The organism is uncultured Thermanaerothrix sp., from assembly GCF_938028735.1.
In the GTDB taxonomy this organism is placed as follows: Bacteria; Chloroflexota; Anaerolineae; order Anaerolineales; family Anaerolineaceae; genus Thermanaerothrix.
Genome location: NZ_CALIMF010000002.1, coordinates 96,601 through 113,538, shown reverse-complemented (window position 1 = coordinate 113,538; position 16,938 = coordinate 96,601). Strand labels below are relative to the sequence as shown.

Annotated in this window: 19 protein-coding genes; 15 read left to right on the top strand and 4 right to left on the bottom strand. The window is 53.5% G+C overall.

Annotation, left to right across the window (positions count from 1 at the left end; all coding sequences use genetic code 11):
• Positions 1-6 precede the first annotated feature (6 nt).
• Positions 7-1,803 (bottom strand): SLC13 family permease, encoded by a 1,797-nt coding sequence (locus tag Q0721_RS01260; RefSeq protein WP_299024495.1) that lies wholly within the window; start codon positions 1,801-1,803, stop codon positions 7-9.
• Positions 1,804-1,991: 188 nt separating this feature from the next.
• On the opposite strand from Q0721_RS01260, the gene hrcA reads away from it, so the two are divergent.
• The 5 genes from hrcA (at position 1,992) to prmA (ending at position 7,746) form a co-directional block, all read left to right on the top strand.
• Positions 1,992-3,071: a heat-inducible transcriptional repressor HrcA gene (gene hrcA, locus Q0721_RS01255; protein WP_299024493.1), complete on the top strand. Its 1,080-nt coding sequence runs from the start codon at positions 1,992-1,994 to the stop codon at positions 3,069-3,071.
• Positions 3,058-3,726: a nucleotide exchange factor GrpE gene (locus Q0721_RS01250; protein WP_299024491.1), complete on the top strand. Its 669-nt coding sequence runs from the start codon at positions 3,058-3,060 to the stop codon at positions 3,724-3,726. Before hrcA ends, Q0721_RS01250 begins: the two co-directional genes overlap by 14 nt.
• Before the next feature lie 15 nt (positions 3,727-3,741).
• Positions 3,742-5,628 carry a molecular chaperone DnaK gene (gene dnaK, locus Q0721_RS01245; RefSeq protein ID WP_299024489.1) on the top strand — a complete coding sequence of 629 codons (1,887 nt, stop codon included), beginning with the start codon at positions 3,742-3,744 and terminating at the stop codon, positions 5,626-5,628.
• 83 nt (positions 5,629-5,711) lie between these two features.
• Positions 5,712-6,830, top strand: coding sequence for a molecular chaperone DnaJ (gene dnaJ, locus Q0721_RS01240; RefSeq protein WP_299024488.1), 1,119 nt, complete (start codon positions 5,712-5,714; stop codon positions 6,828-6,830).
• Positions 6,823-7,746, top strand: coding sequence for a 50S ribosomal protein L11 methyltransferase (gene prmA / locus Q0721_RS01235; protein WP_299024486.1), 924 nt, complete (start codon positions 6,823-6,825; stop codon positions 7,744-7,746). Before dnaJ ends, prmA begins: the two co-directional genes overlap by 8 nt.
• A gap of 9 nt (positions 7,747-7,755) precedes the next feature.
• Here prmA and Q0721_RS01230 read toward each other — a convergent pair whose 3' ends face one another.
• Positions 7,756-9,099: a nicotinate phosphoribosyltransferase gene (locus Q0721_RS01230; RefSeq protein WP_299024484.1), complete on the bottom strand. Its 1,344-nt coding sequence runs from the start codon at positions 9,097-9,099 to the stop codon at positions 7,756-7,758.
• Between the two features lie 168 nt (positions 9,100-9,267).
• Here Q0721_RS01230 and Q0721_RS01225 point away from each other — a divergent pair, with 168 nt between their 5' ends.
• The 4 genes from Q0721_RS01225 to Q0721_RS01210 all read left to right on the top strand — a co-directional run bounded on the left by Q0721_RS01225 (position 9,268) and on the right by Q0721_RS01210 (position 11,497).
• A complete protein-coding gene (locus Q0721_RS01225) occupies positions 9,268-9,501 on the top strand; it encodes a DUF2905 domain-containing protein (RefSeq protein WP_299024483.1) in 234 nt (77 codons plus the stop codon).
• Positions 9,502-9,527: 26 nt separating this feature from the next.
• Positions 9,528-10,082, top strand: coding sequence for a phosphoribosyltransferase family protein (locus tag Q0721_RS01220; RefSeq protein WP_299024481.1), 555 nt, complete (start codon positions 9,528-9,530; stop codon positions 10,080-10,082).
• Positions 10,083-10,102: 20 nt separating this feature from the next.
• Positions 10,103-11,239 carry a galactokinase gene (gene galK / locus Q0721_RS01215; protein ID WP_299024479.1) on the top strand — a complete coding sequence of 379 codons (1,137 nt, stop codon included), beginning with the start codon at positions 10,103-10,105 and terminating at the stop codon, positions 11,237-11,239.
• Between the two features lie 66 nt (positions 11,240-11,305).
• Positions 11,306-11,497 (top strand): ferredoxin, encoded by a 192-nt coding sequence (locus Q0721_RS01210; RefSeq protein ID WP_299024476.1) that lies wholly within the window; start codon positions 11,306-11,308, stop codon positions 11,495-11,497.
• Between the two features lie 10 nt (positions 11,498-11,507).
• On the opposite strand, the gene Q0721_RS01205 is transcribed toward Q0721_RS01210, so the two are convergent.
• On the bottom strand, positions 11,508-12,491 hold the full coding sequence (locus tag Q0721_RS01205) for a prephenate dehydrogenase (RefSeq protein WP_299024474.1): 984 nt from the start codon (positions 12,489-12,491) through the stop codon (positions 11,508-11,510).
• Positions 12,488-13,141 (bottom strand): site-2 protease family protein, encoded by a 654-nt coding sequence (locus tag Q0721_RS01200; RefSeq protein WP_299024472.1) that lies wholly within the window; start codon positions 13,139-13,141, stop codon positions 12,488-12,490. Before Q0721_RS01200 ends, Q0721_RS01205 begins: the two co-directional genes overlap by 4 nt.
• 50 nt (positions 13,142-13,191) lie before the next feature.
• On the opposite strand from Q0721_RS01200, the gene Q0721_RS01195 reads away from it, so the two are divergent.
• The 6 genes from Q0721_RS01195 to Q0721_RS01170 are packed head-to-tail and all read left to right on the top strand — an operon-like array spanning position 13,192 to position 16,934.
• Positions 13,192-13,419, top strand: coding sequence for a DUF951 domain-containing protein (locus Q0721_RS01195; RefSeq protein ID WP_299024470.1), 228 nt, complete (start codon positions 13,192-13,194; stop codon positions 13,417-13,419).
• Entirely contained in the window at positions 13,403-14,563 is a 1,161-nt protein-coding gene (locus tag Q0721_RS01190; RefSeq protein ID WP_299024468.1) for a glycosyltransferase, read from the top strand. Before Q0721_RS01195 ends, Q0721_RS01190 begins: the two co-directional genes overlap by 17 nt.
• An 8-nt stretch (positions 14,564-14,571) precedes the next feature.
• Entirely contained in the window at positions 14,572-15,084 is a 513-nt protein-coding gene (gene tsaE / locus Q0721_RS01185; protein WP_299024466.1) for a tRNA (adenosine(37)-N6)-threonylcarbamoyltransferase complex ATPase subunit type 1 TsaE, read from the top strand.
• Positions 15,068-15,733 (top strand): tRNA (adenosine(37)-N6)-threonylcarbamoyltransferase complex dimerization subunit type 1 TsaB, encoded by a 666-nt coding sequence (gene tsaB, locus Q0721_RS01180; protein ID WP_299024464.1) that lies wholly within the window; start codon positions 15,068-15,070, stop codon positions 15,731-15,733. The genes tsaE and tsaB overlap by 17 nt, the downstream gene beginning before the upstream one ends.
• Positions 15,730-16,284, top strand: coding sequence for a ribosomal protein S18-alanine N-acetyltransferase (rimI, locus tag Q0721_RS01175; RefSeq protein ID WP_299024461.1), 555 nt, complete (start codon positions 15,730-15,732; stop codon positions 16,282-16,284). Before tsaB ends, rimI begins: the two co-directional genes overlap by 4 nt.
• Complete coding sequence (locus Q0721_RS01170; protein WP_299024459.1) at positions 16,281-16,934, top strand: uracil-DNA glycosylase; 654 nt, start codon at positions 16,281-16,283, stop codon at positions 16,932-16,934. The genes rimI and Q0721_RS01170 overlap by 4 nt, the downstream gene beginning before the upstream one ends.
• Positions 16,935-16,938: the final 4 nt, after the last annotated feature.

Below are 16,938 nucleotides of genomic sequence, written 5' to 3'. Positions count from 1 at the left end.
ATGACGTTATATTCCCCAGAAGAGTTTTAGCCCTACGAGGATCATCAACAGGACTAGCAGGGTGAGTGGTGTGCCGATTTTCACGTAATCTTTGAAAGTGTATCCTCCCGAACTCATGACCATGATGTTAACCGGGTGACCAAAGGGGGTCGGGAAGGCCAAAGAACAGCCCAGGGCTACTGCCATCATTAGCCCCCGGGCATCCAGACCAGTCTGAGCAGCGGTAGAGAGGGCCAGAGGGGCCAGCACCAAGGCGGCTACTTGCCCTCCTAATAATTGGGTAAATCCTAATGCCAGTAAAATAAGGGTGAGGGCTACCAGTATAGATGCGCTTTGACCCACTAGATCTATCATGTGCATAGCAACAAAATCGGAGAGCCCCGACGTGCGGATGGCGATGCTGAGCGGCCACATTCCGGCTATTAAGAACAGGGCTTTCCACTCGATGTTGCGGTAGGCCTCATCCATGCTCAGACAGTGAGTTACAAGCAACAAAGTGGCCCCAGCCAAGACAACCTCCGCAACGGGAAGGACGCCCAGAGCAGCGATTCCCAGGGTTAGTAATGTGATCCAGAACGCTAGAGGGTACTTATGAGGTCTAAGTACCGCGTCAGGATCTTCCTCTAAGAGGATTAGGTCGGTATCCTCGCGTAGCATGCGGATGCGGTCAGCTGGGCCCTGTACCAAGAGGGCGTCGCCAACCGCAAGCGGGATATTTCCCAGGTCGGCATGCAAGGGGCGACCTTCGCGCCATATGCTAATGACATTTAAACTATATTTTTCGCGGAAATGGGTGTCCTTTAGTGTCCGCCCAATGAGAGAGGAGCGTGGTGTGATGACGACCTCGGCTAGGCGGACGCTTTCGTTAATTAACATGGAGGCGGGCGGTGTAACAGGGCTTCGGCGTAAGCCAAGGGTTTCCAATGTGGCCGGATCACAATGGCCTTCAACCAGTAGACGATCACCTGGGGAAAGCACATAGGATTTGGGTGGGGCGGGTTTTAGCTCTCCGTTAGACAGCACCCCGATAATAGTAAGTCCTATGCGGTTGGCCAGGTCACTTTCCACTATGGAACGATTTGCGAGTGGAGAGAGAGGCAGGATTTCTAGCGTCTCCAGGTGCTCATGCAAGTGGTAGAGATTGGCCAGTTCGGCGCTTAACTGGGAGATGCTTCGGGGAGTAAGTGCAGAGCCTTCCTGGGGTAACCAACGCCGTCCCACGAAAGCTAGATAGAGGCTTCCTATTAGGACAATTGGCCCTCCAATAGGGAGAAAGTCGAGCAGGCCGAAGGGCTGTAACCCGGCTTCACGTAGGGCTCCACTGGCAATGATATTCGAAGTGGTGAGCAGGGTGGCCATGCCTCCCAAAATGGTGCCATAAGCCAAAGGGATGAGCAGTTTAGAAGGAGGGGTGTTGGACTGGCGGGCCACACTCATAACTGCCGGGAGCAATACTCCAACCGCAGCAATGTTATTCATGAAAAGAGAAAGACTGGCTGAGACCAGGGTTACCGCCAGTACCAGGCTGGCCTCTGATTGATGTCCTAATCGGCGCATGAATTGCCCGAGGCGGAGGGTGACGCCGGTTTGTTGCAGGCCGGTGGAGATGATTGAAATACCCAGAATAGTGATTACTGCAGAAGAACTAAAGCCAGAAAACACCTCGCGCGAGGGCACTAATCCGCTCAAACCAAGAACGACCATAACCATTAATGCAATAAGGTCGGGGCGCAAGCGTTCCGAGACCAATAAACCGCCAACGATAAGGGTAATACCCAAGACTACGAGGGAGGATAGGTTCATATGTCTGACAGGATTATAGCCCAAACCTGAGCAAATGGAAAAAAACGAGGTGGGCGCAGGTCTCTATTAGCGTTTTATAAGAATTTTGGGTTCGACTTGACGTTTCTCATTTAGGCATGGTATGATGAAACACAGTAGGCTATTTAGCACTCTCGCGGTGAGAGTGCTAATTATAGGTGGAAACAGGGATGAACGATCTTACCGAGCGTCAGAAGTTTATTCTGACCCTGGTTATTCACGAATACATTCGTACGGCCACGCCGGTGGGTTCGCAGCATTTGGTGGCGCGGTATAACTTGGATATGTCCTCGGCTACTGTGCGTAACGAATTGGCTGTGCTCACTGAGCGTGGGTATTTACGCCAACCACACACCTCCGCCGGGCGTGTGCCAACGGAGGAGGGGTATCGCTATTTCGTCAGCCGCCTCATTCAGGCGACTGAGTTGCCCGATTCCACCCGGCGCATGATCAGCCATCAGTTCTACCAGATGCGCCATGATGTTGAACAGTGGATGCGCCTAGCCGCCTCCGTTCTGGCGCATCAATCTCGTGCGGCCTCGTTGGTGACCGCGCCTCATCCTGAGAAAGCACGCTTGAAACACCTGGAATTGATTGCAACCCGTGGGCGCCAAGTCTTGATGGTGCTGGTGATGGTGGGAGGCGAAATCCATCAACGCATTTTGATCTTGAACGAGCCAGTCGGCCAGGACCAACTTTCACAAGCGGCTCATCGCATAACTACCCTGTACTATGGTAAAGACGCTGAGCAAATTCGCGCCTTGCGCTCTCTGGTAGAGGGTCTGGAGGCGGACGTGCTCGAGTGGGTTTTGGAGGAGATGGAGCAGGTTGATTCCGTGGTGGCCGGCGAGATTTATTTAGATGGACTTACAAATGTTCTCTCCGAACCCGAGTTTACCACATCCGATGAAGCGCGCCGAGCGCTTAAGTTGCTTGAGGAGCCCACATTGCTGCAAGATTTGCTGGCCCGAACGGTCCTTGCCCACGCTCCTGGGGGCGTCCAGGTGCTGATAGGTGGAGAGGGAACCTGGGAGGAGCTACGGCAATGTTCCATGGTATTAGGAAGCTATGGGGCGCCAGGGTTGGTCGTGGGAACGCTGGGGATCTTGGGGCCGATGCGGATGTCCTATGGTCGTGCCATTTCGATCGTTCGTTTTATGTCTAGTTTATTGAGCGATCTGGTGTCCGAAACTCTAATGGATGATTCGGCGATAAAATCGGATGGAGAGGTGAACCATGAAGAAGGATGAGCGTGAGCCTAAGGCGGTATCCCTTACCTCTGAAGAGGAACAACAGGCCGCGGCTGCGCCGCCAGCCTCAGCGGAAGGCGGGGCTGAAGCCACCTCTGTTCCGCCTATTGATGAGGCGGCTGCCCTAGCAGCTGAGCCAGAAGAAGGAACAACGGGAGTGATTAGTGAACCTATGACCACAATACCATTGAGTGAATATGAGGCTTTGAAGCAAGAACTGGAGCGCGCTCAGCAGTCAGAGAAAGCGTATTTTGAGGGCTGGCAGCGCGAGCGAGCTGATTTTATCAACTACAAGAAGCGTATTGAACGTGAGCAGAGTCAACTAGCAGAGACCATTGCGGCTGCCATTCTTAAGAAGTACCTAGTTATCGTGGACGATTTGGAGCGAGCCTTGAAAAATCGCCCTGCCAATGTAGATGCCCAATGGCTGGAGGGCATTGAACTTATCTACAAGAAACTGATGGGCATCCTTGAGGCAGAGGGCGTTAAGCGTATTCCAGCCGAAGGGGCGATGTTTGATCCCAACTTGCATGAGGCCATCTCGCACGAAGAGAGCCCCGATCATGAAAGCGGTCAAATCATTGAAGTGGTTCAGCAGGGCTATACCATCGGCGATCGTGTGCTAAGACCAGCGCTGGTGAGAGTTGCACGCTAGGAGGATTAATCAACCATGGGCAAAATTGTTGGCATAGATTTAGGAACTACTAATTCTGTAGTAGCCGTCATGATCGGTGGTGAGCCAGTGGTCATTCCCTCGGCTGAGGGAGAACGTCTGGTTCCGTCCGTTGTGGCCGTGAACAAAAATCACGAGCGCTTGGTTGGGCGAGCAGCTCGCAATCAGGCCATTATTAACCCAGAAAATACCATCTTTTCGATCAAGCGTCTGATGGGTCGCAAGTACGACGATCCCGAGGTACAGCGCACGATCAGCCGAGTTCCTTACAAGATTACTAAGGCTCCCAATGGGGACGCTCGGGTGGTTCTAGATGGACGGGAGTACTCTCCACCGGAGATCTCGGCTATGATCCTGGCCAAACTCAAGGCGGATGCAGAAGCCTATCTGGGCGAGCCCGTGACACAAGCAGTTATAACTGTACCGGCCTATTTCAATGATGCTCAGCGCAATGCCACTAAAGATGCTGGCAAGATCGCCGGCCTAGAAGTCTTGCGCATTATTAATGAACCTACGGCTTCCTCTCTGGCTTATGGTTTGGACAAAAAGAAGAACGAGGTAATTGCGGTTTACGATTTGGGTGGCGGGACTTTCGATATTTCCATTTTGGATGTTGGTGAGGGTGTTTTCCAAGTCAAATCCACGAGTGGTGACACCTTCTTAGGTGGGGATGATTTTGATCAACGTCTGATGGATTATCTGATCGAAGAATTCAAAAGTGAGACGGGGGTTGATTTGCGCCAGGATCGGCAGGCCCTGCAACGGCTCAAGGAAGCGGCTGAAAAGGCGAAGATCGAACTTTCAACCATGTTGCAGACCGAAATCAACTTGCCCTATATCACTGCCGACTCCACCGGCCCCAAGCACTTGGTGAAGACCATCACCCGGGCAAAACTGGAGCAGTTAACCGCCGATCTCATTGAACGCACAATCGAACCAGTGAAGCGGGCTTTGGGTGATGCGGCTTTGCAACCCTCGGATGTTAATGAAGTGGTCCTGGTGGGTGGCATGACCCGCATGCCAGCTGTGCAAGAGGCGGTACGCCGACTCTTTGGCAAGGAGCCCCATAAGGGCGTTAACCCCGATGAAGTGGTGGCCATCGGTGCGGCCATCCAGGCGGCCGTACTAGGCGGTGAAGTACGGGACGTAGTGCTAGTGGATGTAACCCCCTTGACGCTTTCGGTGGAAACACTGGGTGGGGTGGCAACCCCAATCGTAGAGCGTAATTCGGCTATTCCCACCAGTAAGAGTCAGATTTTCACCACCGCAACCGATAACCAAACCCAGGTGGAGATCCACGTGGTTCAAGGCGAACGGCCCATGGCTGCTGATAACAAGTCGCTGGGTCGGTTCATCCTCGATGGTATTCCACCAGCGCCTCGCGGGGTGCCCCAGATTGAGGTGCGTTTTAACATTGACGCCAACGGTATCCTGACTGTGACGGCTCAGGATAAAGCCACCGGACGCAGTCGGCATATTACGATTCAGGCCTCATCTGGGTTAACTGAGGAGGAAATTGAGCGCATGCGCAAAGAGGCTGAGGCCAATGCCGAAGCTGATCGTCGCCGCAAAGAGTTAGTTGAGGTACGCAATCAGGCGGATAACATGATTTATGCTGCCGAGAAGCTCTTGCGCGAACACAGCGGGCGTATTTCGGATGCGGATAAACAACACGTGGAATCTGCCATTGCTCACTTGCGTGAGGTCATGCAAGGGCAGGATATCACCAGCATTCGTGAGGCTAATGATGCGCTTAGTCAAGTTCTTCAGCGCATTGGCAGCACCATGTACCAATCGGCAGAAGAAGCAACGTCAGGCGGTACCTCGACCTCTTCTTCCTCTGATGATGGGGAGGTGATTGAAGGTGAGTTCAAAGAGCCGTGAACAAACTTTGCTGCATGCCAAGTGGACAGTTCTTCACACCTCAGAAGTGTGAAGATCTCTTTTGTCGGGTGAGATAGATAAATATGGCTCCGCGCGATTATTACGAGGTATTAGGCGTTAGCCGGAACGCAACCCTGGATGAGATCAAAGCAGCGTTTCGTAGTCTGGCGCGCAAGTATCATCCTGATGTCAATAAGTCGCCAGACGCTGAAACTATCTTCAAAGAAATTAACGAAGCCTACAGTGTGCTGTCTGACCCTGAAAAGCGGGCTGCCTATGATCGTTATGGCCATGCCGGAGTAAGCGGCATGGGTGGCATGCCTGACTTCACTACCATTGATTTTGCGGATCTCTTTGAAGAGTTCTTCGGTTTTGGCATGGGAGGTAGTGCGCGCCGTCAGCGTCGTACACCCCGGCGTGGCGCCGATTTGCATACTACACTTTGGCTTGAATTTGAGGAGGCCATTTTTGGCACTGAAAAAGAGATCGAAATTACTCGGGATGAGACGTGTAGCGTGTGCCATGGGAGTGGGGCGGAACCCGGCACCTCGCCCATGCGTTGCCCCACCTGTGGTGGGAGAGGGGAAGTTCGCCAGACTCGCCAGACCTTCCTGGGGTCTCTAGTACAGGTCATTACCTGCCCTACCTGTAATGGGAGTGGTGAGGTTATTCAAACGCCTTGCCACCAGTGCCGGGGGCGCGGGCTTGAGCGACGTACTCTCCGCAAAACCGTGCGCATCCCAGCGGGGGTGGACAACGGTACCCAAATTCGCCTGGCCGGTGAGGGGCAGCCAGGTGTTTATGGGGGACCCAACGGCAACCTTTACATCGAGATTCGCGTTAGGGAGCATAAGTACTTCCGGCGCAAGGATGATGATATTTTGCTGGATCTCAATATCAGTATTCCCCAAGCGGTGCTTGGGGCCGAGATTGAGGTGCCCACTGTAGATGGAAAAGCCAAACTGACCATTCCGCCGGGAACTCAGCCTGGTAAGGTCTTCCGCCTGAAAGGGAAAGGCGTACCCCATCTACGCGGAAATGGCCGCGGGGATCAGCTTGTGATTGTCAACATAGAAATCCCCACCCGCCTGACCGCCGAACAGCGGGAATTGTTCGAGAAGTTGGCCAAGACAATGGGAGCAGAACCGCACCCTCAAGAGAAATCTTTCCTTGATCTCTTGAAGGAGGTTTTGGGTGGCTGAACCGCGCTGGTTAGAAGTGTCGCTGACGGTGGATGAGGAATTGGCGGAAGTTGTGGCCGAGGTGCTGGCACGCTTTACAGTCCAAGGCGGGGTGGCGATGGAACAGGCGGTCTCTTACGATGCCTATGAAATTGAGGGCCAACCGATTGGACCAGTGCGGGTATTCGGTTACCTAGTGGCTGATGAAATGCTTGAGGAAACGCGACAGCGCCTGGAAGAGGCGCTTTGGCACTTAAGCCAGATTCAACCCTTACCCGCCCCGATTTATCGCTGGATTGAAGATCAGGACTGGATGGCGGCTTGGAAGCAGCATTATCACCCCCTGCCCATCGGCAAGCGGTTGTTAGTAGCGCCATCCTGGGCGGAAGTCGAGGTGGCCGAACGGGTCGTTGTGCGGATTGATCCGAGCATGGCCTTTGGCACTGGAACTCATCCAAGCACTCAGCTCTCCCTGGAACTCCTGGAGCGCTATGTGCAACCTGGCCAAGAGGTAATTGATGTAGGGTGTGGCTCGGGCATCCTTTCCATTGCTGCCGTCAAGTTGGGAGCGCGTCAAGCCCTCGCGGTGGATATTGATCCGGCTTCGGTGCGGGCTACCAATGAAAATGCCCGTTTGAACGATGTGGCTGAGCAAATCGAAGTAGGGCAAGGCTCAGTGCGCGAAATTTTACAGGGGCGTTTTCGTATTCGACAGGCCCCCCTGGTGATGGCAAATATTCTGGCACCAGTCATCAAGGCCTTGCTTGAGACAGGGCTGACTGATTTGCTAACACCAGAGGGCGTGCTGATCCTTTCGGGGCTGCTTCAGGAGCAGGCACCAGCAATTGAGCAGGACGCTATTGCCAGAGGGCTCTCTCCTCTGGAGCAGCGCACCAGTGGAGATTGGGCCGCTCTGGCTTTACGCAAGCATTCCTAAACCCAGTTTTTACCACACCCGTTCCATATCGGGGTTATCCAAGGGACGCCGCCCCACCTTGGCCATATCAACCCATTGGCCGTGCACTTTTACTCGCACTACATCAGCAGTAAAGTCGGTGACGGTAGGGCCGTGGTTATCAAATAGGGCTGACCCTACTGCGTAGATATCCACCGGCACGTGGAGCTTCTCAAAGCGGGTGATTTTTTCCGGGTTAAAACCCCCAGAAACCACAATTTTCACCCGTTGGCAGTATTTTCGGGCTTCTTCGCGCCATTTGGGGGGGATATCCCAATTTTCCCACTGGGTGTCTAGAGCCTGACGTACGTTGAAGACCAGGCGCGGAGTCACTCCCAGATCCAGATTAGGGTCTCCCAAAGGGGGCACGCTGCGATCGCGCAAGTTGCCACTCGTATCCAGGCGTACACCGTATAAGATATAGCGGCGAGCTTCCTGCTCATTACCCTGTTCCATCAGATGGTAGTAGCGTTCAAACATGGCTTGGCAGACCGCAAGGGAATCAGTGACACAATCGTTGTTGAAGTCCACCAAGGCAATGCGGGGGATATTAACCGGCAATACTTGCGCAAAAGCCAGCATGGCTTCGGCGGTATCCCCGAGGAATGAGGCGATCGCAGCGTGAGCAACGGTCCCCCCACCCGAGCCGCCCCACCAGTCCCCTTGAGCATCGGTAGATACAAAAGGCCCCAAAGTGCTACCGTAATCCATGTTGTAACGTTGGACGGCAATCTGATAGGCATAACCGTCTGCGGCTTGCACCTCGTGCAAGTCAAAACGGGCGGGGAAGAAGAGCACCGGTTTACCGCGTGCAGCGATCAGGGTTTCGTACACATTCGTTGCGATTCGGCTAGCGCGAGTGAGGATCCCCAGGGTGGGGGTTTCCAGAATGGCGAAATCGCGGTAACGGCCTCGCACGCGCATGACAGGCTGGGCATTCATTGGGTCACCATTACCATGGACTACAGCGCCATCATGCACTGCCCATACTTCAAGTTGATCGGCCGTATTGACAAATTGGTCACCTTCCCAGTAGCCCGTACAGTGACGGAGCATCGTTAAGGCCTTGTCCACCCCGACGACGATCGTGCGTCCGGCGCGGCGGGTGAACCACTGCATCTCTACCTCAATATCCCCGCACTTTACACCTTCGGGGTTGAGGCCCTCAGGAAGGCGATGGGCTTTCCCTTGATAGGTGTAGCCCATTTCAGAGAGGCGTGTAAGCATGTAAGCAATATTGACAAAATATTTATCCGTGTACCAACCACGGCGCATTCGCTCAATATCTAATTTAAATGTGGCATTTGTGAGACGTTGACCATCAAAGATGCTCATGGCGGCTATCTCCTTGGGCTCCAGTGCGATTTTGTTAAGTGTATGATTTACACTAATTCATTATATGCCGGCTTAAAAGCTGGGTCAAGTTGACCAGATTATAAAACCGGCGTTTACCGATATATCGGTGAATTTGCGGTAAAATACAGCCCGTGAGGAGGTAAGTCTATGCAGGGTTTGGAATTCCTGGGGCGATTCCTGGTGCTGGCTGGCGTGATGCTTATCGTTATTGGGGGGATTGTCTGGGGATTGGCCAAAGTCCCGTCCCTCTCGAATCTGCCTGGAACGATCAAAATTGAGACCTCAGGTTTTACCTGCATTTTCCCCTTGTTGGCTTCGGTGGTACTCAGCTTGGTCTTAACAGTAGCGCTGAATATTATCGTTCGTCTACTTAATCGCTAAATTTGAACGAGGAGAGAAAAATAAACATGGCGTATTCGCGACCCGTATATACCGTTGAATTGGCCGGTCTGAAGCGCGATTTGCCGCTTTTTGAGGTGAAGCCGGGATTGAAGATCGCCATCCTCAATATTTTGGGGGATACGGCTTTAGTACAGGCTAGTGCCAAAGCGTTAAGCGAGCGTCTTAGGGATTACTCCTTTGATGTAATTGTTACGGCGGAGTCGAAAAGTATCCCGCTGGCACACGCACTTTCATTAGAACTGAACAAACCTTACATCGTGTTACGTAAGAGCTATAAGTTCTATATGGGGGAGGCGCTCCATTCGGAAACTGTTTCGATTACTACGGGAAAGCCCCAAACGCTCTATCTCGATGAGAAGGACCGCGCCATGCTGCAAGGCCGTCGGGTGCTGCTGTTGGATGATGTCGTAAGCACCGGCTCTACTCTGGAAGGAATGCGGACCCTGATGATGCAAGCGGGTGCGGAAGTAGCTGTGGAAGCCGCCATTTGTACAGAAGGTGATCGTGAACGCTGGAGGGAGATTGTGGCTCTTCACCATCTGCCTCTCTTTACAGATTAAGACAAACCGCGAGGGGGAACATGGAGCGCTTCTTTGCAACGGCGCCAGGGCGAGTCAATCTACTGGGTGAGCATGTGGATTACAACCAGGGGATTGTTCTGCCTGCGGCGGTAGATCGGCGGGTTAAGATTCATGCTCGCCGGCTCGCGGAACCGCGCGCGTTGTTGCACGCGCTGGATTTTTCCCAACAAGTTGAGCTTTCCCTCTCTTTAGATGCACTCAATGCTCGTTGTGACAGGGAAGGGAACCCTTTACCGGCCTGGGCGCTTTACCCCGCTGGAGTAGCTTGGGCGTTGCTTCGATCTGGTTATCCGGTAGAAGGGCTTGAAGCGACTTATACCTCGGATATCCCTATTGGGGCAGGGCTTTCATCCTCGGCCGCTGTGGAGGTGGCCTTTGCCAGCCTCTGGCAGGCAATGGGAGGCTGGACAATTAGCCGTTTGGATCTAGCCCGATTGTGTCAATATGCAGAGAATGCTTATGTAGGCGTTAACTGTGGGCTTATGGATCAATTTGCTTCGGTACACGGCATTGCAGGACATGCGTTGTGTTTTGATGTGCGGGCTCTCACCTACGAAGCCGTTCCATTGCCGGGGGATGTGATGCTGGTCATTGCTGATTCGGGAGTGCGACGATCATTGGCGGCTTCGGCCTATAACGAACGGCGTGCCGCCTGTGAAGAAGCTGTTGAGCGCCTGAGGCCCTACCTGCCCGGTATTCAGGCCTTGCGCGATGTGCGTGTTGAGGATTTCTCTCGTCTGGCTCATTTCTTGCCTGAGGTCGTTCGTCGTCGCGCGCAACACGTGGTTGAGGAAATCGCCCGCGTTGAGCGCGCGGTTGAGGCGTTAAAGCGGGCAGATATCGTTTTATTTGGCCAATTGATGCTTCAGGGGCACCGCTCATTACGCGATCTTTATGAGGTAAGTACGCCGGAATTGGACTTTCTAGTGGATTTTGCTGCCCGCCAACCTGGGTGTTGGGGCGCGCGCCTAACAGGGGCTGGTTTTGGCGGGTGCACCATCAATCTCGTGCAGCGCGAATGGGTAGAACCTTTTGTGCGTAATCTCAAGGAGGCTTACCAACGCGAGATAGGACTCACCGCTGAGGTATACATCTGCCTGGCTAGTGTTGGTGCCCACGCTCAGCGTGTGAATTAGCAGCAAGCGTCTCAAAACCATCAGTTATCCTTCTCTTCGGAGAATTCCAGCTTTCGGGCGGATCCCATGAAAGTCACTATGGATGAGCAGCGTTGTATCCGATGCGGTTTCTGTGAAACTATTGCCCCTGAGGTTTTCAGCCTGGATGGCTCAATGGTTGCTCGGGTGAAGATGGAACTTATCCCGTGGCATTTGCGGGATTTGATCTATCAGGCAGCAGAAGAGTGTCCCGAGAACGCTATCCGCGTTATTGATTGACGTTCACGCCTTAGCTTTTCTTGGTAGGTTTACCACCCAGCCCAAACATTCGCGCAAAAAACTGTCCGCTACTCGGGATCTCGGCAGAGGGCGTAGCGTCCCAATCCCCTTTTTGACGCTCTTGCCACCATTGAGAACGTGCCTGGGAAGCCTCTTTTAGTAGGCTGGCGAGGCGTTCACGATCTGCGGTTTCCAAGTAAATTCGCACTTCCTGAAGGACTGCAATGTAATCATCCAGGAGGCGCAAAAGGTTTTCGCGGTTAAGCAAGATAGATTCGCCTAGGTGGGTATGGTCATCTAGGTGGGTGATTGGCTCAGTGGCTTCAACGAAGGTTCGTCCGGCCAATTTGCGCGCTTCACGCCAACCTGGTTGGCGAGTAATGGTCGTAATTAAGGCGGCAGCGCTGAGCTGGGGGAGGCCGTGTATTGCAGCCATTAGACCATCGGCTTCATAGGGATCAGCAAAATAGGGTTTTGCCCCTAATAGCACGGCCAGATCGCTGGCCAGTTTAAGGGCATCTCCGTGGGTATGAGGTGGGCTGGTAATGACAAACACACCACCCTTGAAGAGGTCGGGGCGCGCGGTCTCGGGGGTGGGGGCAAAGGGGTAGAGGTACTCGGGGTTAAGGCTAGGTGCAAACGAGACCACATATCGTTCAGCCGGAAGCAAATCTTTGACCCATTGGGTGATCAGGGTTTTCAAAGGAGAGGTATCCAGCACGACCGCGCCAGGTTTTAAATCGGGGACAATCGTCGCCAGCGTTTCTCTCACTTCGTCCATGGGGGTGGCGAGCACAATAATATCAGCATCGCTGACGGCGGTGTGCAGATTGTGAATGGTCTCATCCAATGCTCCCATTTTGAGCGCTTTCTGCTCAAGGTGAGGATCAGAGTCGTTGCCAATGCGCACAATTTGGTAAGGATTGTCTTTGAGCGCCAATCCAATCGAGGTGCCAATTTGGCCTAGGCCAATAATTGTCATTCGGATGGTCATAACGAGCCTCCCAAAAGGAGCAAAAGTAGATTCTGCAAGGCTGGGTAAAGTATGAAGCCAAGAACATCAATTCCTATGCTGGGTAAGACAAACACGACGATCATAAGCAATAGAGGACCCATGGGACGAATGGTCTCCAGAATGCGGGCAATGGAGGGGGGAGCAAAGTATTCCAGGATTTTGTCCCCATCTAGAGGGGCGATGGGGATCAGATTGAACAGACATAGGATCAGATTGATCCAGATGAACCCCACCAGAAACTGCCCAGGCGAGGGCAACCAGGAGTTAGTGCTCCCCCAGAGATAAGGGATCCATCCCAAGCGGAGTGGAATAGCGGCCAGGGCAGCAAGGAGCAAATTGGAAAGCGGGCCAGCCAAAGACACCCACATAAGAGCGCTGGACGAACGACGTCCTAGAAGATAAGGGTTGACAGGCACGGGTCTGGCCCATCCGAACCCTGCGAGTAGGAGCATTAATGATCCTAAGGGATCGAGGTGAACCAGGGGGTTAAGCGTGAGGCGCCCGTTTAGCCGCGGGGTATTATCTCCAAAGCGCGTTGCCGTCCATGCGTGGGCGAATTCATGAACGGTAAAGGCAATGATGAGGGTGATAATGCGGGTGATTAGAGTAGCGGGGTCAAGATTGAGCATTCAAACCCTTGGAGCAATAGAGTGGTAGGCTTTGTGCTAGGGATTATAACATGGGTGGTATAATCCGATTGATGTTGACGGATTTGCAACTGGGTGACATTGTGCGCCTGCGTAAGCCCCACCCATGCGGAAATTACACTTGGCGCGTGGTGCGCTTGGGGGCAGATATTGGACTGGAATGCTTGAAATGTAGTCGTCGGGTGCTTTTGCCCAGACGCGAACTGGCTCGCCGACTCAAGGCCATTTTACCTCGGGAGAATCATGAAACCCCAATCTGATCGCCCGCATATTCTTTTCCTTTTTTCAGACACAGGTGGAGGGCATCGAAGTGCTGCTGAAGCGATCATCGAAGCTCTGAACCTTGAGGTAGGCGATCGGGTCACGGTTGAAATGGTGGATATTTTTCGAGAGTATGCTCCTCCACCGTTTGACCTTGCCCCGGAGGCTTATCCAGTGCTCTCGCGTATGCCCGAAGTGTGGCAACTGGGCTACCGTCTAAGCGATGGCCGGCGGCGCACCCGTTTTGTCTTTAACGCCCTGTGGCCCTATGTACGACGCTCAGCGGAACGCCTGTTGGTGGAGCATCCCTGTGATTTAGTGGTCTCCGTTCATCCGCTTTTCAACGACCCAATTTCACGAGCAGCTCGTCGATTCTCACTCCCCTACATCACTGTAGTCACCGATCTGGTTTCCACTCACACTGCTTGGTATTGTGGTTCACCTGATTTGATCATTGTGCCTACAGAAGCAGCCCGCGAGCGGGGGCTGGCAGTAGGTGTACCGGCAGACCGTCTGCAAGTCATTGGGCTACCAGTCGCGGAGCGTTTTAATTCTATTAGCGAGTCAGTCGAAGGGATTCGGCGTCGTCTGGGATGGCCATTCAATCATCCAGTCATCCTTCTGGTTGGGGGAGGGGAAGGAATGGGGCCACTTGAGTCTGTTGCAATGGCAATCAATGAAGCGGATCTCGGAGCAACGTTGGTTGTGGTGTGTGGACGTAATCAAACTCTCCAGAATCGGTTAGAACAGGTCGCTTGGAAGCATCCTGCTTTCATCTATGGCTTTGTGCGCGAAATGCACAATTTCATGCGCGCGGCAGACATTCTCATCACAAAAGCGGGGCCGGGTACGATTAGTGAGGCGTTCATTGTGGGACTTCCCATTATCCTCTATAGTCGCATGCCTGGACAGGAGGATGGAAACGTTGATTATGTGATCAGTGAACAAGCAGGGGTTTGGGCGCCGGAGCCCGAACACGTGGTTTCTACCCTGAGGCTTTGGCTGGAGCATCCTGAGGAACGACATCGAGTGGCGGAGAACGCGCGGCGTTTGGCTCGACCACAGGCCGCCCGGGAGATTGCCCGTGTGTTAGTGACATGGGCAGGGCGCTCTTATGAAACGCGTATGCGAACACAGGTATAATTTGAAATATGCCGATCCTGGATGCGCATACACTGGAACTTTTTAGTCGTAGCCCTGAGCAAACGCGCCGTTTGGGAATGCGTCTTGGCGCTCTCATGCGTCCTGGGGATGTGGTTTGCTTGCAAGGAGACTTAGGCACTGGCAAGACCACCTTGGTACAAGGGATTGCCCGTGGGTGGGGCTCGCTTGATCCGGTTTCTAGTCCTACCTTTGTGCTGATTAATGTTTACCGTCGGCCTGAAGGACGCATGCTTTTTCACTTGGATGCCTATCGCCTGAACTCTCTTGAGGAAGCCATTGATCTCGATATTGACGCTTTGCTTAGTGAAGGGGCGCTAGTGATCGAGTGGCCAGAACGGATTGATCCCATCCTTCCTCCCGAGCGATTGTGGGTGACATTGACCTGGATTTCTGAAGAGCAACGTGGCTTGCTTTTCAATCCAATCGGAGCACGATACCGGTACTTGGTGCAGCGATTGCGCCAGCAGGTTCTGGGAGTGGCTCATGCTGTTGGCCGTTGATACCAGCACGCAATGGGTGGGGCTGGCGCTCTACGATGGGAACGTCGTGGTGGCTGAGCATACGTGGTTGAGCCAGGGCCACCAAACGGTGGAATTGGCCCCCGCCATTGAATGGATGTTAACCCGGACACAGGTGTCTATTAAGCAGATTCAAGCCTTAGGGGTTGCCTTGGGCCCAGGCTCTTTTACTGGCCTAAGAATTGGACTGGCGGTTGTCAAAGGAATTGCTTTGGCCGAGAAATTACCTGTGATAGGAGTGCCAACCCTGGATGTTCTCGCCTATGGATTGCCACCAGACGAGCGCCCTTTGATTGCTGTATTGCAGGCCGGTCGTGGACGTTTGGCGGTAGAGAATTATCGTTTTACAGCAGGATCTTGGCAGGCTGAGAATCGTCTGCGCGTGGTTACGCTTAGGGTTCTGGTGGAGTCGCTCCAAGAGCCGGTTGTGATATGTGGTGAATTGAGTGCCCAGGAGCGTCAGCAACTGGCCCGCCAGCACCATATCACCCTGGTTTCACCGGCTCACTCTTTGCGTCATCCGGCATTTCTGGCTGAATTGGCCTGGAAACGCTGGAAAGCCGGCGTTGTGGATGATGTCAATACTCTTGCGCCCCTTTACCTTCATCAGGTAGAAGGAGTCCCCACATGAGGGCAGTGACTTTGCGCGGGGTTTGGATTCGGCGTATGCGGGTAGAAGATATTCCTCGCGTGCACGAAATTGACGTAGCCTCATTTGCCTTGCCCTGGCCGGAGAGTTCATATCGGTTTGAGATAGAGGCGAATCCTTCAGCGCATCTTTGGGTGGCGGAGTGGCAGAACGAGCAAGGACGGTATGAGATTGTGGGCATGATTGTGGTTTGGCTCATCATTGACGAGGCACATATTGCCACCTTTGCTGTTCACCCTCAGTTCCGAGGATACGGCATTGGGCAACGCCTTTTAGCCCAGGCCCTGCTTGAGATGCACCGGATGGGGGCACAGCGTTTTACCTTGGAGGTGCGCCGCTCTAATCTCCCGGCGCAATCCCTTTATCGTAAACTAGGCTTTGAGGTGATTTCTGTACGTCCGGGGTATTATCGGGATAACCACGAAGATGCGCTGATCATGAATCTTGAGCACCTCGACGTAGCGTTAGTAGAGCGTCTTTCTCGGGAAGAGAGTTCACCAGGCAGTCCAACCTTGACAGGAGGTCAGCCTTGAATCCAGAAACCGTCCTAAAACAAATTGCTGCTGAGGTTTCGGTTTGTACAAAATGTATCCTCCATTACTCGCGTAAACATGCTGTTCCTGGCGAGGGGCGTCCGGAGGCCGAGATTATGTTCATCGGTGAGGGGCCGGGGTTCTACGAAAACGAGCAGGGACGGCCGTTCGTGGGTCCGGCGGGAAAATTCCTGGATGAATTGCTGCAGAAAGCGGGTCTGAAGCGTGAAGATGTGTTTATTACCAATGTTGTAAAGTGCCGCCCACCGGGGAATCGAGATCCACAGCCAGAGGAATTGGCCGCTTGTGATGCTTATCTGGAACGTCAATTGCAGGCGATTAACCCTCGAGTCATTGTTACCTTGGGGCGGTTTTCAATGGCTAAATTCCTCCCAAACGCGCGCATTAGTGAGGTGCACGGCAAGGCCCTGTGGGTTAACGGCCGCTTAATTGTTCCTATGTACCACCCAGCAGCGGCTCTACACCAGCCCTCACTGAAGGCCACGGTGATTGAAGATTTTAGTCGTCTGCCGTCCTACTTGGAAATGGCACGACAGGGCCAACCCGACCAGACCCTGGCAGAAGAAGCCCCAGCATCGGAACCGCCTGCTGATCAGGACGAACACCCAACTCAACTTAGTCTGTTTTGAAAAG